Source organism: Streptomyces sp. XD-27 (genome assembly GCF_030553055.1).
Taxonomy (GTDB): Bacteria; Actinomycetota; Actinomycetes; order Streptomycetales; family Streptomycetaceae; genus Streptomyces.
This window is the reverse complement of sequence record NZ_CP130713.1, coordinates 1774666-1799299: the sequence shown is the minus strand read 5'-3', so window position 1 is coordinate 1799299 and position 24634 is coordinate 1774666. Positions and strand designations below refer to the sequence as shown.

Sequence of the window (24634 nt, the reverse complement as noted above, 5' to 3'; positions counted from 1 at the left end):
CCGGCGCCGGTCGTGGATCGCGCGGCGCCGTTGACGGGCTGTTAACTGAATGTAAAAAGACGTGGACCGGGCCGGAAGGAGGCCGCGTCAAAACTTCCGGCCGGTCCGTTGTTATCCGGCACAACCGCCGGGCGTCATCCGGCGCGACCGCCCATGACCGCCCGGTGGGCGACGAGCGCGGCCCGGATCGTCGGCAGGTCGGCGGGACGGCTGGTGTCCAGACCCGTCAGCGCCGCCACCTTGCGCAGCCGGTAGTCCACGGTGTTCGGATGCACCTGGAGCTGGGCGGCGGTCTGCCGCCGGTCGATGGGGCCCGCCATGAACGCCCCCAGGGTGTCCAGCAGTTCCGGCTTCCCCGACAACGGCTCCAGCAGCGCGGCCAGTTGGTCCCTCGCCGGGCCGGGGCGGGTGAGCTGGTACTCCAGCGCCACGTCGCCGAGCCGGTACACCCCGGGCGGGCGGCCGAACGTCATGGCCACCTCGCGCACCTCGGCGGACAGGGCGGCGGCGTCCGCGACGTCCTCGGGCCGTGCCGCGACCACCCCCGCCGTGATGTCGGCGCCGCACATCCGGCTCATGTAGCCCACCACCGCGTCCAGCCACTTCCAGTCCGCCGCGTCCAGCGCGTCCGCGGGCGTGTCACGCGGCACCAGCGCCACGCCGCCGTCGACGGAGAGCATGGACAGCACCGCGCCGAGCGCCGGATCCACATGCCGCTCCAGCTCCACCCGCAGCCGCCGCGCCTTCCGCCGGGCCGCGACCATCGTGTCGACGCCGGGCGCCAGTTCGTCCGGGTGCGCGCCGACCGCCAGGGACAGCACGAGATAGCAGGCCGGGAGCCGGACCCCCGCCCGGCCCGCCGCCTGAAGCGCGGGCGCCCCCTCCAGCAGCGCCGACAGCAGCCCCTGGCGCGCCGCGTACTCCTCGCCGAACGCGGCCTGGCGCTCCTGCGCGTAGCCCGTGGAGGCCGTCGCCGTCATCCGCTGCAGGTACTGGAGCAGCAGCCGGTGGGCCGCCAGCACCGCCGGCAGGTCGCCCGGCCCCGCCTCGGGCGCCACCGCGTCCCAGCAGACCCGCGCCCCCAGGTGGTAGGCGCTGATGACCGCCGCCAGCGGTACGCCGTCCTCGGCGCGCCGGGCCGCCGACTCGCGCAAGGCCGCCAGATGCTCGGGGCCCGGCAGCTCCCCGGTGCTCAGGACCCCGACGAAGGTGCGGATGCTCTGCTCGACGACCCGGGCGATCTCGCCGCGTAACTGCTCCGTGGGCAGGGTGCCGTAAACGGGCAGCTCCTCGACCAGCTCCTCGAGCACCGTGGCCGCCAGCTGCCGCAGGGAACGGGTGAGGCGCTGCTCCAGCGGTACGCCGCCGAACGAGATCGCGGTGCGCCGGCCTGTCATCAGGTCAGCCCGGCAGCCGCTTGGACAGCTTCGGGCCGTCGACCGAGCCGCTCAGCGTGAGCGAGCAGGTCACCTTGTCCGAACCCTGGTACGTGTAGGTGTCCCGGGCCGGGAAGAGCGCGTAGTAGTAGTACGTCCGGCCGTCGGATATCCGCTTCATCCGCGTCGCCGCGTCCGTCGCGCACAACGCCAGCGCCTTGTCCTGGATCTCCTTGTCCGTGGCGAAGGTGCCGGTCAGCGTCTCGTTGGCGATCACCTCGCCGTCGTGCGGACCGCTGCACGACCGCTTCGTCACCGTCGACACGCTGCTGTCGAGGCCGGGGTGGTCGAAGCACTCGCCCGGCTTGAGGACGACGTACGGCACCACGCTCGACGGCGACGAGGGCGAAGCGGAGGACGAGGGGTCCGGCTCCTCGGAGGAACCACCCGGGCCCAGCGGGGCCCCTTGCCCGGGTCCTCGGTCCCGGACGGCTCCGCGGCCGAGGCGGACGGCGAGGGGGAACCGGACGTGCTCTGCCCCGCCGACGGGCTCTCCTTGGCGCGCACCTTCTTGTCGTCGTCGCCACCACCACCGAGGCCCACACCGCCAGGCCGATCGCCACCGCGGCCGCCACCGCGCCGCCGACGATCGCCGCGACCTTCCCTCCCGAGGGGCCGCGCGGGGGCGGCGGCGGAGCGCCGTACGGACCGAACCCTCCCGGCGCCCCGGGAGTGCCCGGCGGCGTCGGCGCCCCGAACGCCCCCGGCGCCCCGAAACCGCCCGGCTGGACGGGAGGCCCGAACCCCTGCTGCTGGGGGCCGCCCCGGCGGCGCCCGGCGGAGGTCCGAAGCCGCCACCGTCGTGGTGCGGCTCTGGCTGGTTCGGCGGAGTCGGAAACGTCATGCCCGAAGCATGCCCCATGCCGCTGACACCCCGTCCAGCGGGCGGACAACCGGCCCGGGCGGCCCCGCACCCGAGGCAGAATGGCCCCATGACCGGCCCCGACCGCCCCGCCCGCCCGTCGTCCCTCGACCCGGACATCGCCGCCCGCCTCAAGCGCAGCGCCGACGGCCTCGTCCCCGCCATCGCCCAGCAGTACGACACCGGCGAGGTGCTGATGCTCGGTTGGATGGACGACGAGGCACTCCACCGCACCCTCACCACCGGCCGCTGCACCTACTGGAGCCGCAGCCGCCAGGAGTACTGGGTCAAGGGCGACACCTCCGGCCACGTCCAGCACGTCAAGTCCGTCGCGCTGGACTGCGACGCCGACACCCTCCTGGTCCAGGTCGACCAGGTCGGCGCGGCTTGCCACACCGGCGACCGCACCTGCTTCGATTCCGGCCTGCTGCCCCTTCGGCAGTAGGCTCCGCAGCGATCACGACCACGATCACGACCGCTATGGCCACGGCGACGACCACGGGGCAGCACCATGGATCTTGAGACCTTCCGCAAGCTGGCGGCCGACCGCCGCGTCATCCCGGTCAGCCGCAGGCTGCTCGCCGACGGCGACACCCCGGTCGGCCTCTACCGCAAGCTCGCCGCCGAACGCCCCGGCACCTTCCTCCTGGAATCCGCCGAGAACGGCCGATCGTGGTCGCGCTACTCCTTCATCGGCGTCCGCAGCTCCGCCACCCTCACCGCACGCGACGGCCAGACCCACTGGCTGGGCGAACCGCCCGTCGGACTGCCCACCGACGGCGACCCGCTCGCCGCGCTGCGCGCCACCGTCGAGACCCTGCACACCCCGCGCGACCTCGCCTCCGGAATGCCCCCTTCACCGGCGGCATGGTCGGCTACCTCGGCTACGACATCGTCCGGCGGCTGGAGAAGATCGGCGACAGCTGCCGCGACGACCTGCGGCTGCCCGAGCTGACCATGCTGCTCACCTCGGACCTCGCCGTCTTCGACCACTGGGACGGCACCGTCCTGCTGATCGCCAACGCCATCAACCACAACGACCTGGAGACGGGCGTCGACGAGGCGTACGCGGACGCGGTCGCGCGGCTCGACGCCATGACCGCCGACCTGGCCCGCCCCGTCCCCACCGAGCCGACCGCCCTGCCGCCGTCCGAACTCCCCGACTACACCGCCCTGTGGGGCGGTCCGGACTACAGGGCCGCCGTCGAGGACATCAAGGAGCGCATCCGCGCGGGCGAGGCCTTCCAGGTCGTGCCCTCGCAGCGCTTCGAGACGCCCTGCACCGCCGGCGCCCTCGACGTGTACCGCGTGCTGCGGGCCACCAACCCCAGCCCGTACATGTACCTGTTCCGCTTCCCCGCCGCGGACGGCACCGCCTTCGACGTCGTCGGCTCCAGCCCGAGGCCCTGGTCAAGGTCGAGGAGGGCCGCGCGATGGTGCACCCCATCGCCGGGACCCGCCCGCGCGGCGCCACCCCGCAGGAGGACGCCGCCCTCGCCGACGAACTGCTCGCCGACCCCAAGGAGCGCGCCGAGCACCTCATGCTCGTCGACCTCGGCCGCAACGACCTGGGACGGGTCTGCGAGCCCGGCAGCGTCGAGGTCGTCGACTTCATGTCCATCGAGCGCTACAGCCACGTCATGCACATCGTCTCGACCGTGACGGGCAAGCTCGCCGAGGACCGGACCGCCTTCGACGTCCTCACCGCCTGCTTCCCGGCCGGCACGCTCTCCGGCGCGCCGAAGCCGCGCGCCATGCAGATCATCGAGGAGCTGGAACCCAGCCGCCGCGGGCTGTACGGCGGCTGCGTGGGCTATCTGGACTTCGCCGGCGACTCGGACACCGCCATCGCGATCCGCACCGCGCTGCTGCGCGACGGCACCGCGTACGTGCAGGCGGGGGCGGGCGTCGTCGCCGACTCCGACCCGGCCGCCGAGGACGCGGAGTGCCGCAACAAGGCCGCGGCGGTGCTGCGCGCCGTCCACACCGCCAACCGCCTTGGGGGCACCTCCCAGCGTTAGCTGGGGGATGCTGAGGGGCCGAGCCCCAGGGTCGGCACTGTCGGACCCGTGAGGGATAGTGGTACGCGTGAGTGCAGCAGCCGTACCCCAGCCCCAGGCCCAACGCGGGCCCGCCGCCGCCAAGGCCGAGCGCGGCGGACGACGCAGCCTCGCCGTCGCCCTGCTGTCGGGCGCGGCCGGAGCCGCGCTGGTCCTCCTGGCCACCAGCCGCACCTGGGCCGAGGGCACCGCGGCCGTTGCCCAGGGCACGCTCCCGCAGCACGCCGACGGCGAGGACGTCACCGGGCTGCCCGGTGCGCTCGCGGTCGTCGGACTCGCCGCGCTCGTCGCCGTCTTCGCGGTGCGCCGCACCGGCCGTGCCCTGGTCTCCGCGCTCCTCGCGCTCTGCGGAGCGGGGATCGTCGCCAGCTCGCTGGTGGGCGCCTCCGACACCGCGGCGCTGGAGGAGAAGGCGTCCAAGGCCACCGGCCTGGCGGACGGCACCATCCACGACGTGGCGCACACGGCCTGGCCGTGGGTGGCCCTGGCGGGCGGCGCGCTGTTGCTGCTCGCCGGCGTGCTCGCACTGGGCTACGGCCGCCACTGGCCCGCCATGTCCGGGCGGTACGAGCGCACGGGCCCGGACGGCGCCCCGGCCCGCGGCCGCGCCCGGCGCACCCGCCCGGCCCCCGACCCGGACCGCCCCGAGGAGCTGTGGAAGGCCCTGGACCGGGGCGAGGACCCGACCGGACAGGACGGCGGCCGGGCACCCGCCGACGGCTGACCGGACACGCACCCCGTGACCGGACCCCCGCGGAAGGATTGACGACGCGTCGGTGGAGAATGGGCACGGAGCGTATCCCCCGCGCCCCACGCCCCGGAACCGGTACCCGGGGGACCTCCCGGACGCACGTCCCAGGGAGCAGTAGAGCAACGAGGAGTACACATGGCGGGTAACAACCACGGTCACACCCCGGCGGCCTGGACCGGCGTGATCATCGCCTTCATCGGCTTCTGCGTCTCCGGTGCGTTCACCGTGCTGGCCAACCCGGTCGGCTTCTGGGCGGGACTCGTGGTCGTCGCCCTCGGCGGCGTGGTGGGCATGGTGATGCGCTCGATGGGTATGGGCCAGCCGCAGAAGCGCACGATCCAGCAGCCGCAGAGCCAGCAGCAGCTGACCTGACCGGCGCTCCGGCCCCCGGACACGGCGCGGCCAGGGTCCGTACGGCGTAGCTCCGGCGGGCCCGAGGACGTATCCGGGTGCAGGCTGGCGGTGTGACCGCGAGACCCGCACCCGCCGCACGCCGGCTGGCCGCGCCGCTGGGCGCGCTCGCCGCGGTGGCCGCGGCCTTCGCGTTCGTCGGCGCGGTGGACCCGGGGAGCCGGGCCACTACCCGGCCTGCCCGCTGCTGCGGCACACCGGCGTGCTGTGCCCCGGCTGCGGCGGGCTGCGCGGCGCCCACGCCCTCGCCCACGCTGACCCGGTCGCCGCGCTCGGCGCCAATGCCCTCGCGTTCGCCGGGTATCTCGCGTTCGCGGTCCACTGGACGCGGTGGCTGCTGCGGTCCGCCCGCGGACGCCCCGCCCCGGAGCTCCGGCTGCGCGCCGCGCACGGCTGGGCGCTGGCCGGGCTGGCACTGGCCTTCACGATCGTCCGGAACCTGCCCTTCGGAGCGCCGCTCGCCCCCTGACGCGTGGCGCGACGGGCCTTCCGGGAGCCCGGTGAACGTCCAGTCGGTGGACTGATGCGTCAACCGGATGCGAGACCTCGGCCCCGGCCGGATACCATCACAAGTGCAGGTGAAGCGGCTCGCCCGCGACACCGGCACCGACCACAAGCTCCATCCCCGTCCAGAAGGGGGGCCGCTCGCGTGAGTGTGCTCGACGAGATCATCGACGGAGTCCGTGCCGACCTCGCGGAGCGGCAGGCACGCGTCACCCTCGACGAGCTCAAGGAGCGGGCCGCCAAGGCGCCCCAGGCCAAGGACGGCGTCGCCGCCCTCAAGGGCGACAGCGTCAAGGTGATCTGCGAGGTCAAGCGCTCCAGCCCGTCCAAGGGCGCGCTCGCCGCGATCGCCGACCCGGCCGGCCTCGCCGCGGACTACGAGGCGGGCGGCGCGGCCGTCATCAGCGTGCTGACCGAACAGCGTCGCTTCGGCGGATCGCTGGCGGACCTGGAGGCGGTGCGCGCCAAGGTCGACATCCCCGTCCTGCGCAAGGACTTCATCGTCACCTCCTACCAGCTGTGGGAGGCCCGGGCGTACGGCGCCGACCTGGCGCTGCTCATCGTCGCCGCCCTCGACCAGGAGGCGCTGGTCTCCCTCATCGAGCGGGCCGAGTCGATCGGGCTGACCCCGCTGGTCGAGGTGCACGACGAGGAGGAGGTCGAGCGGGCGGTCGACGCGGGCGCGAAGATCATCGGGGTCAACGCGCGCAACCTCAAGACACTCGAAGTGGACCGGAACACGTTCGCGCAGGTCGCGCCGGAGATTCCGGACCACATCGTGAAGGTCGCGGAGTCCGGCGTGCGCGGCCCGCACGACCTGATCGCGTACGCCAACGAGGGCGCGGACGCGGTGCTGGTCGGCGAGTCCCTGGTGACCGGCCGCGACCCCAAGGGCGCGGTGTCCGACCTGGTGGCGGCGGGCGCCCACCCGGCGCTGCGGCACGGCCGGAACTGACCGGCATGGGGCGTACGCGCGTCTGGCCCGGGGCTGCCGGCCCCGGGGCTGCCGCGCGCCCGCACGGCGCGTCCGCGGACGCCGCGTGCGGTACCACATCGGGTGCGAGCCCGGGCAGGTCAACGGGCGTCGATGGCGTGGGACGGCCGCGCACTGAGTGTGCGCCGTCACGCGGTCGGCCGCGGCGCGTAGCGCCCGCGGCGGTCCGCGGTGGCAGCGTTGCTGCCACACGTTCCCACCCACCCTTGTTGGGGGCGCCGCCCCGAGGAGTAACGTCGCATGTCGTCTGACTTCTTCATCCCGGACCCGGAGGGTCTGGTTCCCAGCGCCGAGGGATACTTCGGCGCGTTCGGCGGCAAGTTCATCCCGGAGGCGCTCGTCGCCGCCGTGGACGAGGTCGCCGCGGAGTACGCCAAGGCCAAGGCGGACCCCGCCTTCGCCGCCGAACTGGAAGACCTGCTGGTCAACTACACGGGGCGGCCGAGCGCCCTGACCGAGGTGCCGCGGTTCGCCCGGCACGCCGGCGGAGCCCGGATCTTCCTCAAGCGCGAGGACCTCAACCACACCGGCTCACACAAGATCAACAACGTGCTGGGGCAGGCCCTGCTCACCAAGCGCATGGGCAAGACCCGCGTCATCGCGGAGACCGGCGCCGGCCAGCACGGCGTCGCCACCGCCACCGCGTGCGCCCTCTTCGGCCTCGACTGCACCATCTACATGGGCGAGGTCGACACCGAGCGGCAGGCGCTCAACGTCGCCCGGATGCGCATGCTCGGCGCCGAGGTCGTCGCCGTGAAGTCCGGCAGCCGCACCCTCAAGGACGCCATCAACGAGGCGTTCCGCGACTGGGTCGCCAACGTCGACCACACGCACTACCTCTTCGGCACGGTCGCCGGACCCCACCCCTTCCCCGCGATGGTGCGCGACTTCCACCGCGTCATCGGCGTCGAGGCACGCCACCAGATCACGCACCGCGCCGGGCGGCTCCCGGACGCCGCCCTCGCCTGCGTCGGCGGCGGCTCCAACGCCATCGGGCTCTTCCACGCCTTCCTCAACGACGACTCCGTCCGCCTGATCGGCTGCGAGCCGGCCGGGCACGGCGTCGAGACCGGGGAGCACGCGGCCACCCTGAGCCAGGGCGAGCCGGGCATCCTGCACGGCTCGCGCTCCTACGTCCTCCAGGACGAGGACGGCCAGATCACCGAGCCGTACTCCATCTCCGCAGGGCTCGACTACCCGGGCGTCGGCCCGGAGCACGCCTATCTGAAGGACACCGGCCGCGGCGAGTACCGCGCGATCACCGACGACGCGGCCATGCAGGCACTGCGCCTGCTCTCCCGCACCGAGGGCATCATCCCGGCGATCGAGAGCGCACACGCGCTCGCCGGCGCCCTGGAGGTCGGGCGCGAGCTGGGAGAGGGAGCGCTGCTGCTGGTCAACCTCTCCGGACGCGGCGACAAGGACATGGACACAGCGGCCCGCTACTTCGGGCTGTACGACTCCGCGGAGGGGCCGAGTGAGCGGCAACATCGCACTGCTGAACGACGCCCTCGCCACGGCGAAGTCCGAGGGCCGCGCCGCGCTCGTCGGCTACCTGCCCGCCGGCTTCCCGACCGTCGACGACGGCGTACGGGCCATCTCGGCCATGGTCGAGGGCGGCTGCGACATCGTCGAGGTCGGCCTGCCCCACAGCGACCCGGTGCTGGACGGGCCGATCATCCAGACCGCCGACGACATCGCGCTGCGCGGCGGCCTGAAGATCGTGGACGTGATCCGTACGGTCCGCGAGGTGCACGCGGCCACCGGCGCTCCGGTGCTGTGCATGACGTACTGGAACCCGGTCGACCGCTACGGCCCCGAGCGGTTCGCCGCCGATCTGGCGGCGGCGGGCGGCGCGGGCTGCATCCTGCCCGACCTGCCGGTGGAGGAGGCCGAGGTCTGGCTCAAGGCCGCCGAGCGGCACGGTCTGGCGACCGTGTTCGTGGTCGCGCCGAGCAGCCGGGACGAGCGGCTCGCCAAGATCACGGCGGCGGGCAGCGGCTTCGTCTACGCGGCCTCGCTGATGGGCGTCACCGGCACCCGGGAGTCGGTCGGCAAGGAGGCCCAGGACCTGGTGCGCCGCACCAGGGGCACCACCGAGCTGCCGGTCTGCGTCGGCCTCGGGGTGTCGAACGCGACGCAGGCGGCGGAGGTCGCCGGCTTCGCCGACGGCGTGATCGTCGGATCGGCGTTCGTCAAGCGGCTGCTCGACGCGCCGGACGTGGAGACCGGGCTGGTGCGGGTGCGGACGCTGGCGGGCGAACTGGCCGCGGGCGTCCGAGGCCGCCCGTCGTCCTGACGCGACCGTCCAGCTCGACGGCGCTGACGCGGTGGCCCCGGCCGTCCTGACACGACACGCCGGACCGCTCCCGGTTGACCCCGGAAGAGTGGCCGCCCCGCGGCCGAACGGGCGAAAGCGGGCGGAGGAGCGCAGCGGCGCTCCTCCGCCTCGTTGTCGGGGCGTGAGTCAGCGAAACGGTGATGGACGGGACAGCGCCCGCGCGCGGATGCGGGCGCAGCGGCGGCAGGACGAGGCGCGGGACAGGCGCCGGCGCCAGCTGATGGTGGCCTTGATCGCGGTGGCCGTGCTCGGCCTCGCCGCCGGAATCGGGGTGCTGGTCGCGGGCGGCGACGGCGGCGACGGGAACGGCGGACCGGTCACCGCGCCCTCCGCCGCGGTCGGCAAGGACGACCTCGTGATCCAAACCGGCCGGGCGAACGCCCCGGCCACCCTCACCGTCTACGAGGACTTCCGCTGCCCGGCCTGCAAGCAGTTCGAGGGCGGCCTCGGCCGAACCATCCGGGACCTGGAGGGCAAGGGCCGGATGAAGACCGACTACCACCTGGTCACGATCATCGACGGAAACCTGGGCGGCAGCGGATCGCTCAACGCCGCGAACGCCGCGGCCTGCGCCCAGGACGCCGGCAAGTACGCCCCGTACCACGACGTGCTCTTCACCAACCAGCCCGAGGAGACGGACGACGCCTACGGGAAGAAGGACCGGCTGATCGAGCTGGCCCGGCAGGTCAAGGGGCTGGACACCGCCACGTTCCGGCGCTGCGTGGACGGCGGCACCCACGACGGGTGGGTGCGGAAGTCCGCCAAGGAGTTCGCCGGATCCGGGTTCACCGGTACCCCGACGGTCCTGCTCGACGGGAAGAAGGTCTACGGCGACCCGAAGAACCCGCTCACTCCGGACCGGCTGGGGCAGCTCGTCGACGAGGCCCAGCGGTGACACGCGTTATGCAGCTGTTGCACCGGGCGGGTTGCCGGACTTCCCGCCCGGCAAGGTAGCGTCGACCCTGTCATGGACCTCGCTTACATCCCCAGCCCGTCGACCGGCGTGATCGATCTCGGCCCGATCCCGCTGCGCGGCTACGCGTTCTGCATCATCATCGGCGTCTTCGTGGCCGTCTGGCTCGGCGGTCGCCGCTGGGTGGCGCGCGGCGGCCAGGCCGGCACGGTGGCTGACATCGCCGTCTGGGCGGTGCCCTTCGGCCTGATCGGCGGACGGCTCTACCACGTCATCACCGACTACGAGCTGTACTTCGGCGAAGGCCGTGACTGGGTCGACGCCTTCAAGATCTGGGAAGGCGGCCTCGGCATCTGGGGCGCCATCGCGCTCGGCGCGCTGGGCGCGTGGATCGGCTGCCGCCGCCGGGGCATCCCCCTGCCGGCGTACGCGGACGCGATCGCGCCCGGGATCGCCTTCGCCCAGGCCATCGGCCGCTGGGGCAACTGGTTCAACCAGGAGCTGTACGGCAAGGCCACCGACGTCCCCTGGGCGCTGAAGATCGACGCGGACCCCGACGCCGGGGTCGTCGGCGGGACGTACCACCCGACGTTCCTGTACGAGTCGCTGTGGTGCGTCGGCGTGGCGCTGCTGGTCATCTGGGCGGACCGCCGCTTCAAACTGGGCCACGGCCGGGCGTTCGCGCTGTACGTCGCGGCGTACACCGTCGGCCGCTTCTGGGTCGAGTACCTGCGGGTGGACGACGCCCACCACGTCCTGGGCATGCGCCTGAACAACTGGACCTCGATCGTGGTCTTCCTCGCAGCCGTGGCGTACATGGTCATCTCCGCGAGGCGGGCGCCTGGCCGGGAGACGGTGGTCGAGCCGGTCGCGGCGGACGCGGATGTCGCCGTCGAGGCGGTCGACTCGGCTGACCGCGACCCGGTGACGAAGGGCTCCCCGGAGCCCGCCCACGACGACGCGGCGGAAGCCGCGCCGGACGATGCCGCGGCGGACGGCGGCAAGGCGGACGACACCGAGGCCCCGGAGCCCACGAAGAAGCCCTGAGGCGCGGCAGGCCGGGGGCGGCGGAGCCCCCGGGTTCGCGAAGGGGCGGGGCAGGCCGGGGAAGGGCAGCCTCGCCTCGCCCGCAGCACCCGGCGGCGCGCGCACCCTCGTACGTTTGGCCAAGCGCCCAGCGTTTCCGCAGGTCAGCGAGGTAAGTTCGGCCTTCCTTGCTGGCGCGCGCCACGAAATCGTGCGTACCTTCGACTCGGGGGAGCGGGCAACAGGCCCGTCCCAGGGGGAAGGGAGCACCCGGCATGGCCGTCATCGAGACCTCCGCGCCGCTGCACATCGCGCACCGCGACAACCACACGCACCGCGACGTCAGCGGTGGCTGGCTGCGCCCCGCGGTGTTCGGGGCGATGGACGGACTGGTCTCCAACCTCGCCCTCATGACCGGCGTCGCCGGCGGCTCCGTCTCCGCGCAGACCGTCGTGATCACCGGCATGGCCGGGCTCGCGGCCGGTGCCTTCTCCATGGCGGCGGGGGAGTACACCTCGGTCGCCTCCCAGCGCGAGCTGGTGCTGGCCGAGCTGGAGGTCGAGCGCCGCGAGCTGCGCAAGCACCCCAAGGACGAGCTGCTGGAGCTGGCCGCGCTGTACGAGTCGCGGGGGTCGAGCCCGCCCTGGCCCGCAAGGTCGCGGAGCAGTTGTCGAAGGACCCGGAGCAGGCGCTGGAGATACACGCCCGTGAAGAGCTCGGGGTGGACCCGGACGACCTGCCGTCGCCGCTGGTCGCGGCGGTGTCCTCGTTCGGCTCGTTCGCGCTGGGCGCGCTGCTGCCGGTGCTGCCGTATCTGCTGGGCGCCACGGCGCTGTGGCCGGCCGTCGTGCTGGCGCTGCTCGGACTCTTCGCCTGCGGCGCGGTGGTGTCGCGGGTGACGGCCCGCACCTGGTGGTACAGCGGGCTGCGGCAGCTGGCGCTGGGTGGGGCGGCCGCGGGTGTGACGTACGCCCTGGGCGCCTTGTTCGGTACGGCTCTAGGCTGACCCGCCCTCCGTACCAGCCGGTAACGAGTTGAGCGCCGCCGTTACCCAGCGGTTTCAGATCCTTAACCGGCGGGCATAAGGACCGGGCGCATGGGCAGCGTCGCCCATTCCGCTTCCGGGAGCCGGCGGCCGTTTCGCCCCTTCCCGCCCCGCTTGCCCTCCGTACGGGCTGTCCGCATGCTGAAACGGGGAATCCGCTTCTCGAGAAGCGGGGCATCATGTAACCTGCACGAAAATTCGCAGAGGGCCAACGTCGTCCCTCGGCACTCGCAAATGCCATGACGACGACGGGAGAGCCGATGCGTGCTGCGTCCACTGCGTCTTACCCCGCCCGCCAGGGGATGTACGACCCGCGCAACGAGCATGACGCCTGTGGCGTGGGCTTCGTGGCGACGCTCACCGGTGAGGCCGCACACGCACTTGTCGAGCAGGCCCTGACGGTCCTGCGGAACCTGGAACACCGCGGCGCCACCGGCTCCGAGCCCGACTCCGGCGACGGCGCTGGCATCCTCGTCCAGGTTCCGGACGCCTTCCTGCGGGAGAGCACCGACTTCCCGCTCCCGGAGCCCGGGGCGTACGCCGTCGGCATCGCCTTCCTCCCGGACGACGCGGACGAGCGCACCGCCGCCACCACGCACATCGAGCGGATCGCCGCCGAGGAGAACCTCACCGTCCTCGGCTGGCGCGAGGTGCCGGTCACCCCCGAACTGCTCGGCAACGGCGCCCGCGCCACGATGCCCGCCTTCGCCCAGCTTTTCGTCTCGGATGGTGAGAACACCGGGCTGGCCCTGGACCGCAAGGCGTTCGCGCTGCGCAAGCGCGCCGAGCGCGAGGCGGGCGTCTACTTCCCGTCGCTGTCCGCCCGGACCATCGTCTACAAGGGCATGCTGACGACCGGGCAGCTGGAGCCGTTCTTCCCGGACCTGTCCGACCGCCGCTTCGCCTCCGCCGTCGCGCTGGTGCACTCGCGGTTCTCCACCAACACCTTCCCGAGCTGGCCGCTGGCCCACCCGTACCGCTTCGTCGCCCACAACGGCGAGATCAACACGGTCAAGGGCAACCGCAACTGGATGCGGGCCCGGGAGTCGCAGCTGGCCGGCGAGCTCTTCGGGGACGAGAACCTCGCGCGGCTCTTCCCCGTCTGCACCCCCGACGCCTCCGACTCCGCCTCCTTCGACGAGGTGCTGGAGCTGCTCCACCTCGGCGGCCGCTCGCTGCCGCACGCGGTGCTGATGATGGTCCCCGAGGCGTGGGAGAACCACGCCTCCATGGACCCGGCCCGGCGCGCCTTCTACCAGTACCACTCCACGATGATGGAGCCCTGGGACGGCCCGGCCTGCGTCACCTTCACCGACGGCACCCAGGTCGGCGCGGTCCTGGACCGCAACGGTCTGCGCCCCGGCCGCTACTGGGTCACCGACGACGGCCTCGTCGTCCTCGGCTCCGAGGTCGGCGTCCTCGACATCGACCCGGCCAAGGTCGTCCGCAAGGGCCGCCTCCAGCCCGGCAAGATGTTCCTGGTCGACACCGCCGAGCACCGCATCATCGAGGACGACGAGATCAAGGCCGCCCTCGCCGCCGAGCACCCGTACGGCGAGTGGCTGGAGGGCGGTCTCGTCGACCTGACCGACCTGCCGGACCGCGAGCACATCGTGCACACCCACGCCTCGGTCACCCGCCGCCAGCAGACCTTCGGCTACACCGAGGAGGAGCTGCGCGTCATCCTGGCGCCGATGGCCAAGACCGGCGCCGAGCCGATCGGCTCCATGGGCACCGACGCCCCGATCGCGGCGCTGTCCGCCCGGCCGCGGCTGCTCTTCGACTACTTCACCCAGCTGTTCGCGCAGGTCACCAACCCGCCGCTGGACGCCATCCGGGAGGAGCTGGTCACCTCGCTGATCTCCTCCCTCGGCCCGCAGGGCAACCTGCTGGACCCGACACCGGCCTCCTGCCGCAGCGTCACCCTGCCGTTCCCCGTCATCGACAACGACGAGCTGGCCAAGCTCATCCACATCAACGCCGACGGCGACATGCCGGGCTGGAAGGCCGCGACCCTGTCCGGTCTGTACCGGGTCGGCGGGGGCGGCGAGGCCCTGGCCGCGCGGCTGGCGGAGATCTGCGCCGAGGCCGACGCCGCCATCGAGGACGGCGCCCGGCTGATCGTGCTCTCCGACCGGCACTCCGACGCCGAGCACGCGCCGATCCCCTCCCTGCTGCTCACCTCCGCCGTCCACCACCACCTCATCCGCACCAAGCAGCGCACCCACGTCGGGCTGCTGGTGGAGGCCGGCGACGTCCGCGAGGTGCACCACGTCGCGCTGCTCATCGGGTACGGCGCCGCCGCCGTCAACCCCTACCTGGCCATGGAGTCCGTGGAGGACCTGGTCCGCGCGGGCACCTTCCTGCCGGACATCGAGCCGGAGCAGGCGATCCGCAACCTCATCTACGCCCTCGGCAAGGGCGTGCTCAAGGTGATGTCCAAGATGGGCATCTCCACCGTCGCCTCCTACCGCGGCGCACAGGTCTTCGAGGCCATCGGCCTGGACGAGGACTTCGTCGACGCCTACTTCCACGGCACCGCCACCAAGATCGGCGGCGCCGGTCTCGACGTCGTCGCGCGGGAGGTCGCCGAGCGGCACGCCAAGGCGTACCCGGTCACCGGCATCCCCTCCGCGCACCGCGCGCTGGAGATCGGCGGCGAGTACCAGTGGCGCCGCGAGGGCGAACCGCACCTGTTCGACCCGGACACCGTCTTCCGGCTTCAGCACGCGACCCGTTCGCGCCGCTACGACATCTTCAAGAAGTACACGGAGCGGGTGAACGAGCAGTCCGAGCGGCTGATGACGCTCCGCGGCCTGTTCTCCCTCAAGACGGACCGGCCCTCGATCCCCATCGACGAGGTCGAGCCGGTCTCCGAGATCGTCAGGCGCTTCTCCACCGGCGCCATGTCCTACGGATCGATCTCGCGCGAGGCGCACGAGACGCTCGCCATCGCCATGAACCAGCTGGGCGGAAAGTCCAACACCGGCGAGGGCGGCGAGGACCCGGAGCGGCTGTACGACCCGGCCCGCCGGTCCTCGATCAAGCAGGTCGCCTCCGGCCGCTTCGGCGTGACCAGCGAGTACCTGGTCAACTCCGACGACATCCAGATCAAGATGGCGCAGGGCGCCAAGCCCGGCGAGGGCGGCCAGCTGCCCGGCCACAAGGTCTACCCGTGGGTCGCCAAGACCCGGCACTCCACGCCCGGTGTCGGCCTGATCTCCCCGCCGCCGCACCACGACATCTACTCCATCGAGGACCTCGCCCAGCTCATCCACGATCTGAAGAACGCCAACCCGGCGGCGCGGATCCACGTGAAGCTGGTCTCCGAGGTCGGCGTCGGCACGGTCGCCGCGGGCGTCTCCAAGGCGCACGCGGACGTCGTCCTGATCTCCGGCCACGACGGCGGCACGGGCGCCTCGCCGCTGACGTCGCTGAAGCACGCGGGCGGCCCGTGGGAGCTGGGCCTGGCCGAGACCCAGCAGACGCTGCTGCTCAACGGCCTGCGCGACCGCATCGTCGTGCAGACCGACGGCCAGCTGAAGACCGGCCGCGACGTCGTCATCGCCGCGCTGCTCGGCGCCGAGGAGTTCGGCTTCGCCACCGCGCCGCTGGTCGTCTCCGGCTGCGTGATGATGCGCGTGTGCCACCTGGACACCTGCCCGGTCGGCATCGCCACCCAGAACCCGGTGCTGCGCGAGCGGTTCAGCGGCAAGGCCGAGTTCGTCGTGAACTTCTTCGAGTTCATCGCCGAGGAGGTCCGCGAGCTGCTGGCCGAGCTGGGCTTCCGTACGCTCCAGGAGGCCGTCGGCCACGCCGAGCTGCTCGACACCCACCGGGCCGTGGACCACTGGAAGGCGCAGGGCCTGGACCTGGCCCCGCTGCTGTACGTCCCGGACCTGCCGGCCGGTGCCGTACGGCACCAGGTCGTCGCCCAGGACCACGGCCTGGAGAAGGCCCTCGACAACGAGCTGATCGAGCTGGCCGCCGACGCGCTGGCCGCCGAGACCGCCGAGGCCGCCCAGCCGGTGCGCGCCCAGGTCGCGATCCGCAACATCAACCGGACCGTCGGCACCATGCTCGGCCACGAGGTGACGAAGAGGTTCGGCGGCGCCGGCCTGCCGGACGACACCATCGACATCACCTTCACCGGCTCCGCGGGCCAGTCGTTCGGCGCGTTCGTGCCGCGCGGCGTCACCCTGCGGCTGGAGGGCGACGCCAACGACTACGTCGGCAAGGGCCTGTCCGGCGGCCGGGTCGTCGTCCGCCCGGACCGGGGCGCCGACCACCTCGCCGAGTACTCCACCATCGCGGGCAACACCCTCGCGTACGGCGCGACCGGCGGCGAGATGTTCCTGCGCGGACGTGTCGGCGAGCGGTTCTGCGTCCGCAACTCCGGCGCCACCGTCGTCTCCGAGGGCGTGGGCGACCACGGCTGCGAGTACATGACCGGCGGCCGCGCCGTGGTGCTGGGGGAGACGGGCCGCAACTTCGCGGCCGGCATGTCCGGCGGCGTCGCGTACGTCATCGACCTCGACCGGGACAACGTCAACAAGGACCTGGTGTCCGCCATCGAGCCGCTCGACGGCGACGACCAGCGGTGGCTGCACGACGTCGTGCGCCGCCACCAGGAGGAGACCGGCTCCACCGTCGCCGCGGCCCTCCTCGCCGACTGGGGCACCGCGCTCACCCGCTTCAGCAAGGTCATGCCGACCACGTACAAGGCCGTGCTCGCCGCCAAGGACGCCGCCGAGCGGGCCGGACTGACCGAGTCCGAGACCCACGAGAAGATGATGGAGGCGGCGATCAATGGCTGACCCCAAGGGCTTCCTGACCACTGACCGCGAGGTCGCCAAGACCCGCCCCGTCGGCGAGCGCGTCAAGGACTGGAACGAGGTCTACGTCCCCGGCTCCCTGCTGCCGATCATCAGCAAGCAGGCCGGGCGCTGCATGGACTGCGGCATCCCGTTCTGCCACAACGGCTGTCCGCTGGGGAACCTCATCCCCGAGTGGAACGACTACGCCTACCGCGAGGACTGGGCCGAGGCCAGCGAGCGGCTGCACGCCACCAACAACTTCCCGGAGTTCACCGGGCGGCTGTGCCCCGCGCCGTGCGAGTCCGCCTGCGTGCTGGGCATCAACCAGCCCGCCGTCACCATCAAGAACGTCGAGGTCTCGATCATCGACAAGGCGTGGGACTCCGGCAACGTCACCCCGCAGCCGCCCGAGCGGCTGTCCGGCAAGACCGTCGCCGTGATCGGCTCGGGCCCGGCCGGGCTCGCCGCCGCCCAGCAGCTGACCCGGGCCGGGCACACGGTTGCCGTCTACGAGCGCGCCGACCGCATCGGCGGCCTGCTGCGGTACGGCATCCCAGAGTTCAAGATGGAGAAGCGCCACATCAACCGCCGTATCGAGCAGATGCGGGCGGAAGGCACCAAGTTCCGCACCGGTGTGGAGATCGGCCGCGACATCGACGCCGCCAAGCTGCGCAAGCGCTACGACGCCGTCGTCATCGCGGCCGGCGCCACCACCGCGCGCGACCTGCCGGTGCCCGGGCGCGAACTCAAGGGCATCCACCAGGCGATGGAGTACCTGCCGCTCGCCAACAAGGTGCAGGAGGGCGACTTCGTCGCCCCGCCGATCACCGCCGAGGGCAAGCACGTCGTGGTCATCGGCGGCGGCGACACCGGCGCGGACTGCGTCGGCACCGCCCACCGGCAGGGCGCGGCCTCCGTCACCCAGCTGGAGATCATGCCCCGGCCGGGGGAGGAGCGCAGCGCGGGTCAGCCCTGGCCGACCTTCCCGATGCTGTACAAGGTCACCTCCGCGCACGAGGAGGGCGGCGAGCGCGTCTACTCCGTCTCCACCACCCACTTCGAGGGCGACGAGGACGGCAACGTGCAGTGGCTGCACCTGGTCGAGGTCGAGTTCGTGGACGGCAAGCTGAACCAGAAGCCGGGCACCGAGCGGAGGATCCCGGCCCAGCTGGTGACGCTGGCCATGGGCTTCACCGGCACCGACCAGGAGAACGGCCTGGTCCGGCAGTTCGGCCTGGAGCTGGACGAGCGCGGCAACATCGCCCGCGACGCGGACTTCGCCACCAACGTCGACGGGGTCTTCGTCGCCGGTGACGCGGGCCGCGGCCAGTCGCTGATCGTGTGGGCCATCGCCGAGGGCCGCTCCGCGGCGCGCGGCGTGGACCGCTACCTGGCGGGCAGCAGCGCGCTGCCCGCGCCGATCCGCCCGACGGACCGCTCCCTGACGGTCTGACACCTCCTCACACAACTCCACAAGCTCCGCCGTACAACGTCGTACGGACCGGATGCGCGGCGTCTGCCCTTCCCGACCGGGGCAGGCGCCGCGCGGCTTTGTGCTGCCCTGACAGCACGGCTCGCGTCGGCTTGACAGCGCTCGGCGCCCGCCTGCACCATCATTCCACTAACTGATTAGTGAAAGGGTGGTGGATGTGGTCGAGTACCGCATCGACCGGCGCAGCGGCGTCGCCACCTACCTGCAGATCGTCCAGCAGACGAAGCAGGCGCTGCGCCTCGGGCTCCTGCAGCCGGGCGACAAGCTGCCCACCGCCAAGGAGGTCGTCGCGGCCACGGCGATCAACCCCAACACCGTCCTCAAGGCGTACCGGGAGCTGGAGCGCGAGGGCCTGGTCGAACCCAAGCCCGGCCTCGGCACCTTCGTACGGCGCTCGCTCGCCCGGCCCGAGGCCGCCGCGGACTCACCCCTGCGCGCCGAACTCGCCGCGTGGACGGACCGGGCCCGCGCGGCCGGACTCGACCGCGAGGACGTGGCGGCGCTGATCGCCGCCGTCCTCGACGAACGCTTCGGCGGCGGCCCGGCCGCCGCCGGCACCGACCGATACGGGGAGTAGAACGGGTGACCGATCAGATAGCCGCCCCGGGCACGGCAGCCGTGGAGGCGTCCGGCCTGGGCAGGAAATACCGGCGCGGCTGGGCGCTGCGGGAGTGCACGTTCCGCCTGCCCGCCGGACGCGTCTGCGCACTGGTGGGCCCCAACGGCGCCGGCAAGAGCACCCTCCTCGCTCTCGCCGCGAACCTGCTGGCGCCCACCGAGGGCACCGTACGGCTCTTCGGCGAGCCGCCGTCGGCACCGGCCGCGCGGCGGCGCGTCGCCTTCGTCGCCCAGGACAAGCCGCTCTATCCGCGGTTCACCGTCGCCGAGACCCTGCGGCTCGGCCGCGAGCTCAACCCCGCCTGGGACCAGGCCGTGGCCGAACGCCTCGTGGCCGAGGCGGACGTGCCGCTCACGGCCCGGATCTCCACCCTCTCCGGCGGCCAGCGCACCTGCGTCGCCCTGGCCCTCGCCCTCGGCAAGCGCGCCGACCTGCTGCTGCTGGACGAGCCGATGTCCGACCAGGACCCGCTGCGCCGCCGCCGGATGATGGGCGCGCTGATGGCCGAGGCGGCCGAACACGGCACCACCGTGGTGATCTCCACCCATGTGCTCGCCGAACTGGACGGCGTCTGCGACTACCTGCTGCTGATCGGCGGCGCCCGGCTGCGGCTCGCGGGCGAGACCGACGCCCTCCAGGCCGCGCACCGCCTGGTCACCGGCGTCCACGAAGGCCCCGGCCTGCCGCCCGGGTTAGCAGGACACACCATCGTCGAGTCCCGCACCACCGGCCGCCAGTTCACCGCCCTGATGCGCCCCGGCGCGGCGCCGGTCGGCGGCGACTGGATCGTGAGCGAGCCGTCGGTCGAGGAGATCCTGCTCGGCTACCTCCGCGCACCGGACGCCCCGCCGCTGCTCACCCGCAGCGCGCGGGCGGCGTCCGCTCACGCCGCGGCCGCGGAGGTGGTGGCCGGATGAAGGGCCTGACGTGGGTGGTCTGGCGGCAGTACCGGACGCTGCTGCTGACCGGGGCGGCGCTGGCCGCGGCTCTTGCCGCGTACATCGTGTACCAGCGGTTCGAGCTGGTGGGCTTCCAGCGGGACCACGGCATCGCGGGATGCGACCGGCTGCAGCCCGAGTGCCACGGCAGGGAGGTGTTGGACGGGTTCGACGACGAGGGCCCCAACGCCCTCGGCAAGGTGCTGATGCGGCTTGAATCCGACTACCGGGAGCCGCTGCTCGACACCGGCCGGTTGCTGCTCGTCCTGCCGCTGCTGATCGGTACCTTCCTCGGTGCTCCGTTGCTGGCGCGCGAGCTGGAGACGGGGACGTACAGGCTCGCCTGGGCGCAGTCGGTCAGCCCCCGCCGCTGGCTCGCCGCCAAGCTCGCCCTCCCCGCCGCGTTCACCCTGCTGGTCTCGGCCGCGCTGACGGCGCTGTACGGATGGTGGTGGCACCCCTCCTACCGGGACTTCGGCGATCTGATCTGGACCTCCGACGTGCCGTTCCTGACGACCGGCCCGGCGGCGGTGGCCCTGGCTCTGCTGGCGCTGCTCCTCGGTGCCACGATCGGTCTGCTCGTACGGCGCACGCTGCCCGCGATGGTCGTCTCGCTGGCCGCCACGGCGGGCGTGCGGTACGTACTCGAACTGCCGGGTCTGCGCTCGGCGTTGTGGCCCCGGCAGACCACGACCAGTGGCGAACTGTCCGGCTTCGGACCGGTGCTCGACGCCGTGCCCGGGGACGCACGCGACATCAAGTACGGGTACGTCACGGCGTCGGGGGAGCGGACGGCAGACGGGCTCTGCGCCATGGAGTACCCGGATCGCTGCCTGGCGGACCACGGGGTCGTCAAGACGTACGCCGTGTATCACCCCTCAAGCCACTTCTGGCCCATGCAGTGGGTCCAGGCCGGGATCTGCCTCGCCGCGGCCGCCGCGCTCGCCGCCTTCTGCCTGTGGTGGGTCGGCCGCCGCCCGGCCGCCTGACCCACCCCCACGCGCGAACGGAGCCCGCCCCACCATGGTCCATCCGCCGTCGGCCGCCGAGGCCACCGCCGCCGAGGCCGCCGCCGTACGCGCCGCCCGGCCCGGCAGCACCAGCGGCAGCGTCCCCGCGCGGCCCGCCCGCCGCCGGATCGGCCGCGCCACGGCGGCCCTGGCCCCGGCGGGGCTGATGCTGGCGCTCGGGCTGTGGGGGATCGGCCGCGAAGGCAGCATGTGGCGGGACGAGTCGACGACGTACCAGGTCGCGCACCGGGACCTCGGCGAGATCACGCACATGCTGGGCAACGCCGACGTCGTGCACGGCCTGTACTACCTCCTGATGCACGGTCTGTTCGCCCTCTGGGACGGCGGACTGGTGGCGCTGCGGCTGCCGTCGGTGCTGGGCATGGCGGCGGCCGCGGCGGGCGTCGGGCTGATCGGGCACCGGCTCGCCGGGCCGCGCGCCGGGCTCGCCGCCGGGCTGGTCTTCCCGCTGATCCCGGCGGTACAGGAATACGCGCAGGAGGGCCGCTCGTACGCGCTGGTCTGCGCGCTGGTGGTGTGGTCCACGCACGCGTTGCTCGGTGCCGTCGCCCGGCCGCGCGCGTGGGCATGGGTGCGGTACGCCGCCGTCTCCGCCCTGGCCTGCCTGCTGCACGAGTTCGCGGTGTTGGCGCTGCTCGCGCACGGCGCCACACTCCACCTCGCCCGCGCCACCGTCCCCGAGGACGTCCGCTGGCGCTGGGGCCGCGCCGCCACCTGCGCGGTGCTGCCGATGGCGCCGCTCGTGGTCGTCAGCCAGCAGCAGGCAAATCTCGTCGGGTGGATCCCGCGTCCCGATGCCGCCCAACTGCTCGGCTTCGCCGCGCCGGCGCTGGCGGGGCTGCTGCTCGCCAAGGCCCCGGTCTCAGCCGCCGCGGGCCCGGTGCGGCTGCGTACGCTCGCGCTGCCGCTGCTGATCCTCCCGCCGGCGCTGCTGATGGCCGTGTCGTACCTCCACCCGCTCTACGTCGACCGCTACGTGCTCTACTCCCACGTCGGCCTCGCCCTGCTGCTGGGCGCCGCGCTCGACTGGGCGCTCCGCGCGGCCCGGCGCCGCGGGACGCTCGCGGTCGGCACCGTCCTGGGGCTCGCGACGGCGGCCGTGGCCGCCCTGCTGCCGCCCTCGCTGCATCTGCGGACGCCGGAGAGCAGGCTGGACGACACGGTCTCCGCCGCCCGCGCCGTACGGGAGCTGTCCGAACCCGGTGACGGAGTGCTCTTCCTGCCCGCCCGGCGACGGGAGCCGATGATGTCGCGCCCGGAGGACTTCGCCGGCCTGCGGAACCTGGCCCTGAGCGTGGACGCGGTCACCTCGGGCACCCTGCACGGCGTCGAACTGCCCGCCGCCGAGATCCGTACGCGGATGCTCACCGCGGACCGCATCGTCACGGTGAACGACCCGCCCGGCGGCAAGCCCGCCGGCGCCCCGGAGGAGCAGGCCAAGCGCGAGGTGCTCAGCGGGCACTTCGCGGTGTGCGAGCAGCGGGCGGTCAAGGGCATGCGGATCATCCTGTACGCCCGCCCGGGGAAGTGCGGACCGCGGCCCCACTGACATCCGCCACCACCTCGACCGCGTCCGGCCCGTACGCCTCGGAGTTGACGACTTTCAGCAGCAGGCAGAAGACACCGTCGACACCGTGCGTCCGGGCCAGGCGGGGGTGCTCCCGGGCCAGATACCGCGCCGCCGCCTGGTTGGCGACCGAGCGCTGCCCGCACAGCAGGAACAGCGGATGCCGCCCCGCGCCCGGGGCGACCCGGGCCAGCAGGACGTACTCGGCCGCGCCCCGCTCCATACGGTAGGAGGTCCCGGCGACGGCGAAGTCGACCTCTCCTTCGATCGAGAAACCGGGCAGCGACACGGCCAGGTGGGCGGCCATCCGCCGGTTCGAACGCGGGCCGCCGACGCAGAACTCGGTGCGCTCGCCGATGCCCTGCCGGGTCTCGTCGTGCGCGGCGACCTCGAACCCCGCTCCGCACTCCTTGACCAGCCCGGCGAGTTCCAGCAGCGCGTAGGTGTCGTTGCGCGCCACGCTGTCGGCCGCACCGCCGAAGTCCCGGTTGACCACGAGCAGGCACTCGGCGCCGGGCGGCAGCCCGAAGAACCGCTGGGTGCGGCGGAGTTCGCGGCGATAGAGGAACGTACGGGAGAACCAGCCGAATCCCGTGCCCATGGCCGCCGTGACCAGGCCCAGCACAAGGTTCAGCAGTATCTCGGTCATATGCGTGAAGGGTAGCCGCCGCCGTCCGCGGTGTGAGCGAGGACGCCGTGCCGCCGGCTCGCCGCACCCGCCGTGGCCGTCGATGTCCGGAGTACGAACACATCTGGCCGGAAAACGTGGCTTGTCACGCCCTTCACCGCGTCCACATAATCAATGGCCATGGGTTGGCATGTGCGTGCCAATCACGCGGTATCCCGCCCCCACGGAAAGGACATCCCCTTGCGGAATTTCCTGAAGCACGTGAAGAGATCGGCGGCAGTCTGCGCGGCCGCGCTCGCCGGGATCAGCCTGTTCCCCGGTACCGCACTGGCCCAGAGCGACGGCTCCCGGGCCGGACAGGGTGACGGCTCCCGAGCCATCGCGCCCGTCGTCGGCGGAACCCGCGCCACGCAGGGCGAATTCCCGTTCATGGTGCGCCTGTCCATGGGATGCGGCGGCGCCCTGTACTCCAAGACCATCGTCCTGACCGCCGCGCACTGCGTGAACGGCAGCGGTCCCAACACCTCCATCACCGCCACCGCGGGCGTGGTGGACCTCCAGGGCTCCGGCGCGATCAAGGTCAAGTCCACCCGGGTCCTCCAGGCCCCGGGCTACAACGGCACGGGCAAGGACTGGGCGCTGATCAAGCTCGCCCGGCCGATCGACCTGCCCACGCTGAAGATCGCCGACACCACGGCGTACAACAACGGCACCTTCACCGTCGCCGGTTGGGGCGCGGCGCGCGAAGGCGGGCCGCAGCAGCGCTACCTCCTCAAGGCCACCGTGCCGTTCGTCGACGACGCCACCTGCAAGAGCGCCGGCGGCAGTTACGCGGGCCTGGTCGCGAACGAGGAGATCTGCGCCGGATACATGCAGCAGGGCGGCGTGGACACCTGCCAGGGCGACTCCGGCGGCCCGATGTTCCGCAAGGACAACACCGGCCAGTGGATACAGGTCGGCATCGTCAGCTGGGGCGAGGGCTGCGCCCGTCCCGGCAAGCCCGGCGTCTACACCGAGGTGAGCACCTTCGCCGGCGCCATCAGGTCCGGCGCGGCCCAGCTCGGCGGCTGAGGCCCCGGACCGCACCCGCGGCGACCGCGACCAAGAGCCCAGCGGGCCAAGGGCAGGCGACCAAGAGCAGGCGACCAAGAGCAGGCGACGCCCCGGCCGGGCCTTCCTTCCGGCCGGGGCGTCGCCGA

The 24634-nt window shown here is 72.9% G+C and carries 18 protein-coding genes and 4 pseudogenes; 19 read left to right on the top strand and 3 right to left on the bottom strand.

Going from position 1 to position 24634, the window contains the following annotated elements:
- Window positions 1-134: 134 nt before the first annotated feature.
- Window positions 135-1397: a CdaR family transcriptional regulator gene (locus Q3Y56_RS07635; protein WP_304461191.1), complete on the bottom strand. Its 1263-nt coding sequence runs from the start codon at window positions 1395-1397 to the stop codon at window positions 135-137.
- A gap of 4 nt (window positions 1398-1401) precedes the next feature.
- Entirely contained in the window at window positions 1402-1761 is a 360-nt protein-coding gene (locus Q3Y56_RS07630; RefSeq protein WP_304461190.1) for a hypothetical protein, read from the bottom strand.
- A gap of 607 nt (window positions 1762-2368) precedes the next feature.
- Between Q3Y56_RS07630 and hisI the strand changes: the two genes are divergently transcribed.
- From hisI to Q3Y56_RS07545, 18 genes and pseudogenes are all read left to right on the top strand, one after another.
- Entirely contained in the window at window positions 2369-2743 is a 375-nt protein-coding gene (gene hisI / locus Q3Y56_RS07625; RefSeq protein ID WP_304461189.1) for a phosphoribosyl-AMP cyclohydrolase, read from the top strand.
- A gap of 66 nt (window positions 2744-2809) precedes the next feature.
- Window positions 2810-4319: pseudogene (locus Q3Y56_RS07620) on the top strand (anthranilate synthase component I).
- 67 nt (window positions 4320-4386) lie between these two features.
- Window positions 4387-5082: a TIGR02234 family membrane protein gene (locus tag Q3Y56_RS07615; protein ID WP_304461188.1), complete on the top strand. Its 696-nt coding sequence runs from the start codon at window positions 4387-4389 to the stop codon at window positions 5080-5082.
- A gap of 162 nt (window positions 5083-5244) precedes the next feature.
- Complete coding sequence (locus tag Q3Y56_RS07610) at window positions 5245-5481, top strand: HGxxPAAW family protein (protein ID WP_304461187.1); 237 nt, start codon at window positions 5245-5247, stop codon at window positions 5479-5481.
- 71 nt (window positions 5482-5552) lie between these two features.
- Window positions 5553-5989 (top strand): annotated as a pseudogene (locus Q3Y56_RS07605) (DUF2752 domain-containing protein).
- Window positions 5990-6169: 180 nt separating this feature from the next.
- The gene (gene trpC / locus Q3Y56_RS07600; RefSeq protein WP_304461186.1) at window positions 6170-6979 is read left to right on the top strand and encodes an indole-3-glycerol phosphate synthase TrpC; all 810 of its coding nucleotides are present in this window, start codon (window positions 6170-6172) and stop codon (window positions 6977-6979) included.
- Window positions 6980-7001: 22 nt separating this feature from the next.
- Entirely contained in the window at window positions 7002-7136 is a 135-nt protein-coding gene (trpM, locus tag Q3Y56_RS33375) for a tryptophan biosynthesis modulator TrpM (protein WP_369696849.1), read from the top strand.
- Window positions 7137-7258: 122 nt separating this feature from the next.
- Window positions 7259-8482: pseudogene (gene trpB / locus Q3Y56_RS07595) on the top strand (tryptophan synthase subunit beta); the annotation flags it as partial.
- Between the two features lie 13 nt (window positions 8483-8495).
- Complete coding sequence (gene trpA / locus Q3Y56_RS07590) at window positions 8496-9317, top strand: tryptophan synthase subunit alpha (RefSeq protein ID WP_304461185.1); 822 nt, start codon at window positions 8496-8498, stop codon at window positions 9315-9317.
- A 163-nt stretch (window positions 9318-9480) separates the two neighbouring features.
- Window positions 9481-10254 carry a thioredoxin domain-containing protein gene (locus tag Q3Y56_RS07585; RefSeq protein ID WP_304461184.1) on the top strand — a complete coding sequence of 258 codons (774 nt, stop codon included), beginning with the start codon at window positions 9481-9483 and terminating at the stop codon, window positions 10252-10254.
- Window positions 10255-10326: 72 nt separating this feature from the next.
- A complete protein-coding gene (lgt, locus tag Q3Y56_RS07580; RefSeq protein ID WP_304461183.1) occupies window positions 10327-11319 on the top strand; it encodes a prolipoprotein diacylglyceryl transferase in 993 nt (330 codons plus the stop codon).
- A gap of 254 nt (window positions 11320-11573) precedes the next feature.
- Window positions 11574-12304, top strand: a pseudogene (locus tag Q3Y56_RS07575) (VIT1/CCC1 transporter family protein).
- Window positions 12305-12603: 299 nt separating this feature from the next.
- On the top strand, window positions 12604-17160 hold the full coding sequence (gene gltB / locus Q3Y56_RS07570) for a glutamate synthase large subunit (protein WP_304461182.1): 4557 nt from the start codon (window positions 12604-12606) through the stop codon (window positions 17158-17160).
- Window positions 17153-18613: a glutamate synthase subunit beta gene (locus Q3Y56_RS07565; protein WP_304461181.1), complete on the top strand. Its 1461-nt coding sequence runs from the start codon at window positions 17153-17155 to the stop codon at window positions 18611-18613. The genes gltB and Q3Y56_RS07565 overlap by 8 nt, the downstream gene beginning before the upstream one ends.
- Before the next feature lie 196 nt (window positions 18614-18809).
- A complete protein-coding gene (locus Q3Y56_RS07560) occupies window positions 18810-19229 on the top strand; it encodes a GntR family transcriptional regulator (RefSeq protein ID WP_304465506.1) in 420 nt (139 codons plus the stop codon).
- A gap of 5 nt (window positions 19230-19234) precedes the next feature.
- Window positions 19235-20188: an ABC transporter ATP-binding protein gene (locus Q3Y56_RS07555; RefSeq protein WP_304461180.1), complete on the top strand. Its 954-nt coding sequence runs from the start codon at window positions 19235-19237 to the stop codon at window positions 20186-20188.
- On the top strand, window positions 20185-21198 hold the full coding sequence (locus Q3Y56_RS07550) for a hypothetical protein (RefSeq protein WP_304461179.1): 1014 nt from the start codon (window positions 20185-20187) through the stop codon (window positions 21196-21198). The genes Q3Y56_RS07555 and Q3Y56_RS07550 overlap by 4 nt, the downstream gene beginning before the upstream one ends.
- A gap of 34 nt (window positions 21199-21232) precedes the next feature.
- Window positions 21233-22789, top strand: a complete 1557-nt coding sequence (locus Q3Y56_RS07545) for a glycosyltransferase family 39 protein (protein WP_304461178.1) — start codon at window positions 21233-21235, stop codon at window positions 22787-22789.
- Here Q3Y56_RS07545 and Q3Y56_RS07540 read toward each other — a convergent pair.
- Window positions 22743-23456 (bottom strand): hypothetical protein, encoded by a 714-nt coding sequence (locus tag Q3Y56_RS07540; protein WP_304461177.1) that lies wholly within the window; start codon window positions 23454-23456, stop codon window positions 22743-22745. The two genes, Q3Y56_RS07545 and Q3Y56_RS07540, sit on opposite strands and share 47 nt — an antisense overlap.
- A 219-nt stretch (window positions 23457-23675) precedes the next feature.
- Between Q3Y56_RS07540 and Q3Y56_RS07535 the strand changes: the two genes are divergently transcribed.
- Window positions 23676-24506, top strand: a complete 831-nt coding sequence (locus tag Q3Y56_RS07535; protein WP_304461176.1) for a trypsin-like serine protease — start codon at window positions 23676-23678, stop codon at window positions 24504-24506.
- Window positions 24507-24634 lie beyond the last annotated feature (128 nt).

Excerpts from the sequence above, each read along its gene's own strand:
- Q3Y56_RS07635 (WP_304461191.1), bottom strand. The coding sequence starts at position 1,397 with ATGACAGGCCGGCGCACCGCGATCTCGTTCGGCGGCGTACCGCTGGAG.
- hisI (WP_304461189.1), top strand. The coding sequence starts at position 2,369 with ATGACCGGCCCCGACCGCCCCGCCCGCCCGTCGTCCCTCGACCCGGAC.
- Q3Y56_RS07610 (WP_304461187.1), top strand. The coding sequence starts at position 5,245 with ATGGCGGGTAACAACCACGGTCACACCCCGGCGGCCTGGACCGGCGTG.
- lgt (WP_304461183.1), top strand. The coding sequence starts at position 10,327 with ATGGACCTCGCTTACATCCCCAGCCCGTCGACCGGCGTGATCGATCTC.
- gltB (WP_304461182.1), top strand. The coding sequence starts at position 12,604 with ATGCGTGCTGCGTCCACTGCGTCTTACCCCGCCCGCCAGGGGATGTAC.
- Q3Y56_RS07565 (WP_304461181.1), top strand. The coding sequence starts at position 17,153 with ATGGCTGACCCCAAGGGCTTCCTGACCACTGACCGCGAGGTCGCCAAG.
- Q3Y56_RS07550 (WP_304461179.1), top strand. The coding sequence starts at position 20,185 with ATGAAGGGCCTGACGTGGGTGGTCTGGCGGCAGTACCGGACGCTGCTG.
- Q3Y56_RS07545 (WP_304461178.1), top strand. The coding sequence starts at position 21,233 with ATGGTCCATCCGCCGTCGGCCGCCGAGGCCACCGCCGCCGAGGCCGCC.
- Q3Y56_RS07540 (WP_304461177.1), bottom strand. The coding sequence starts at position 23,456 with ATGACCGAGATACTGCTGAACCTTGTGCTGGGCCTGGTCACGGCGGCC.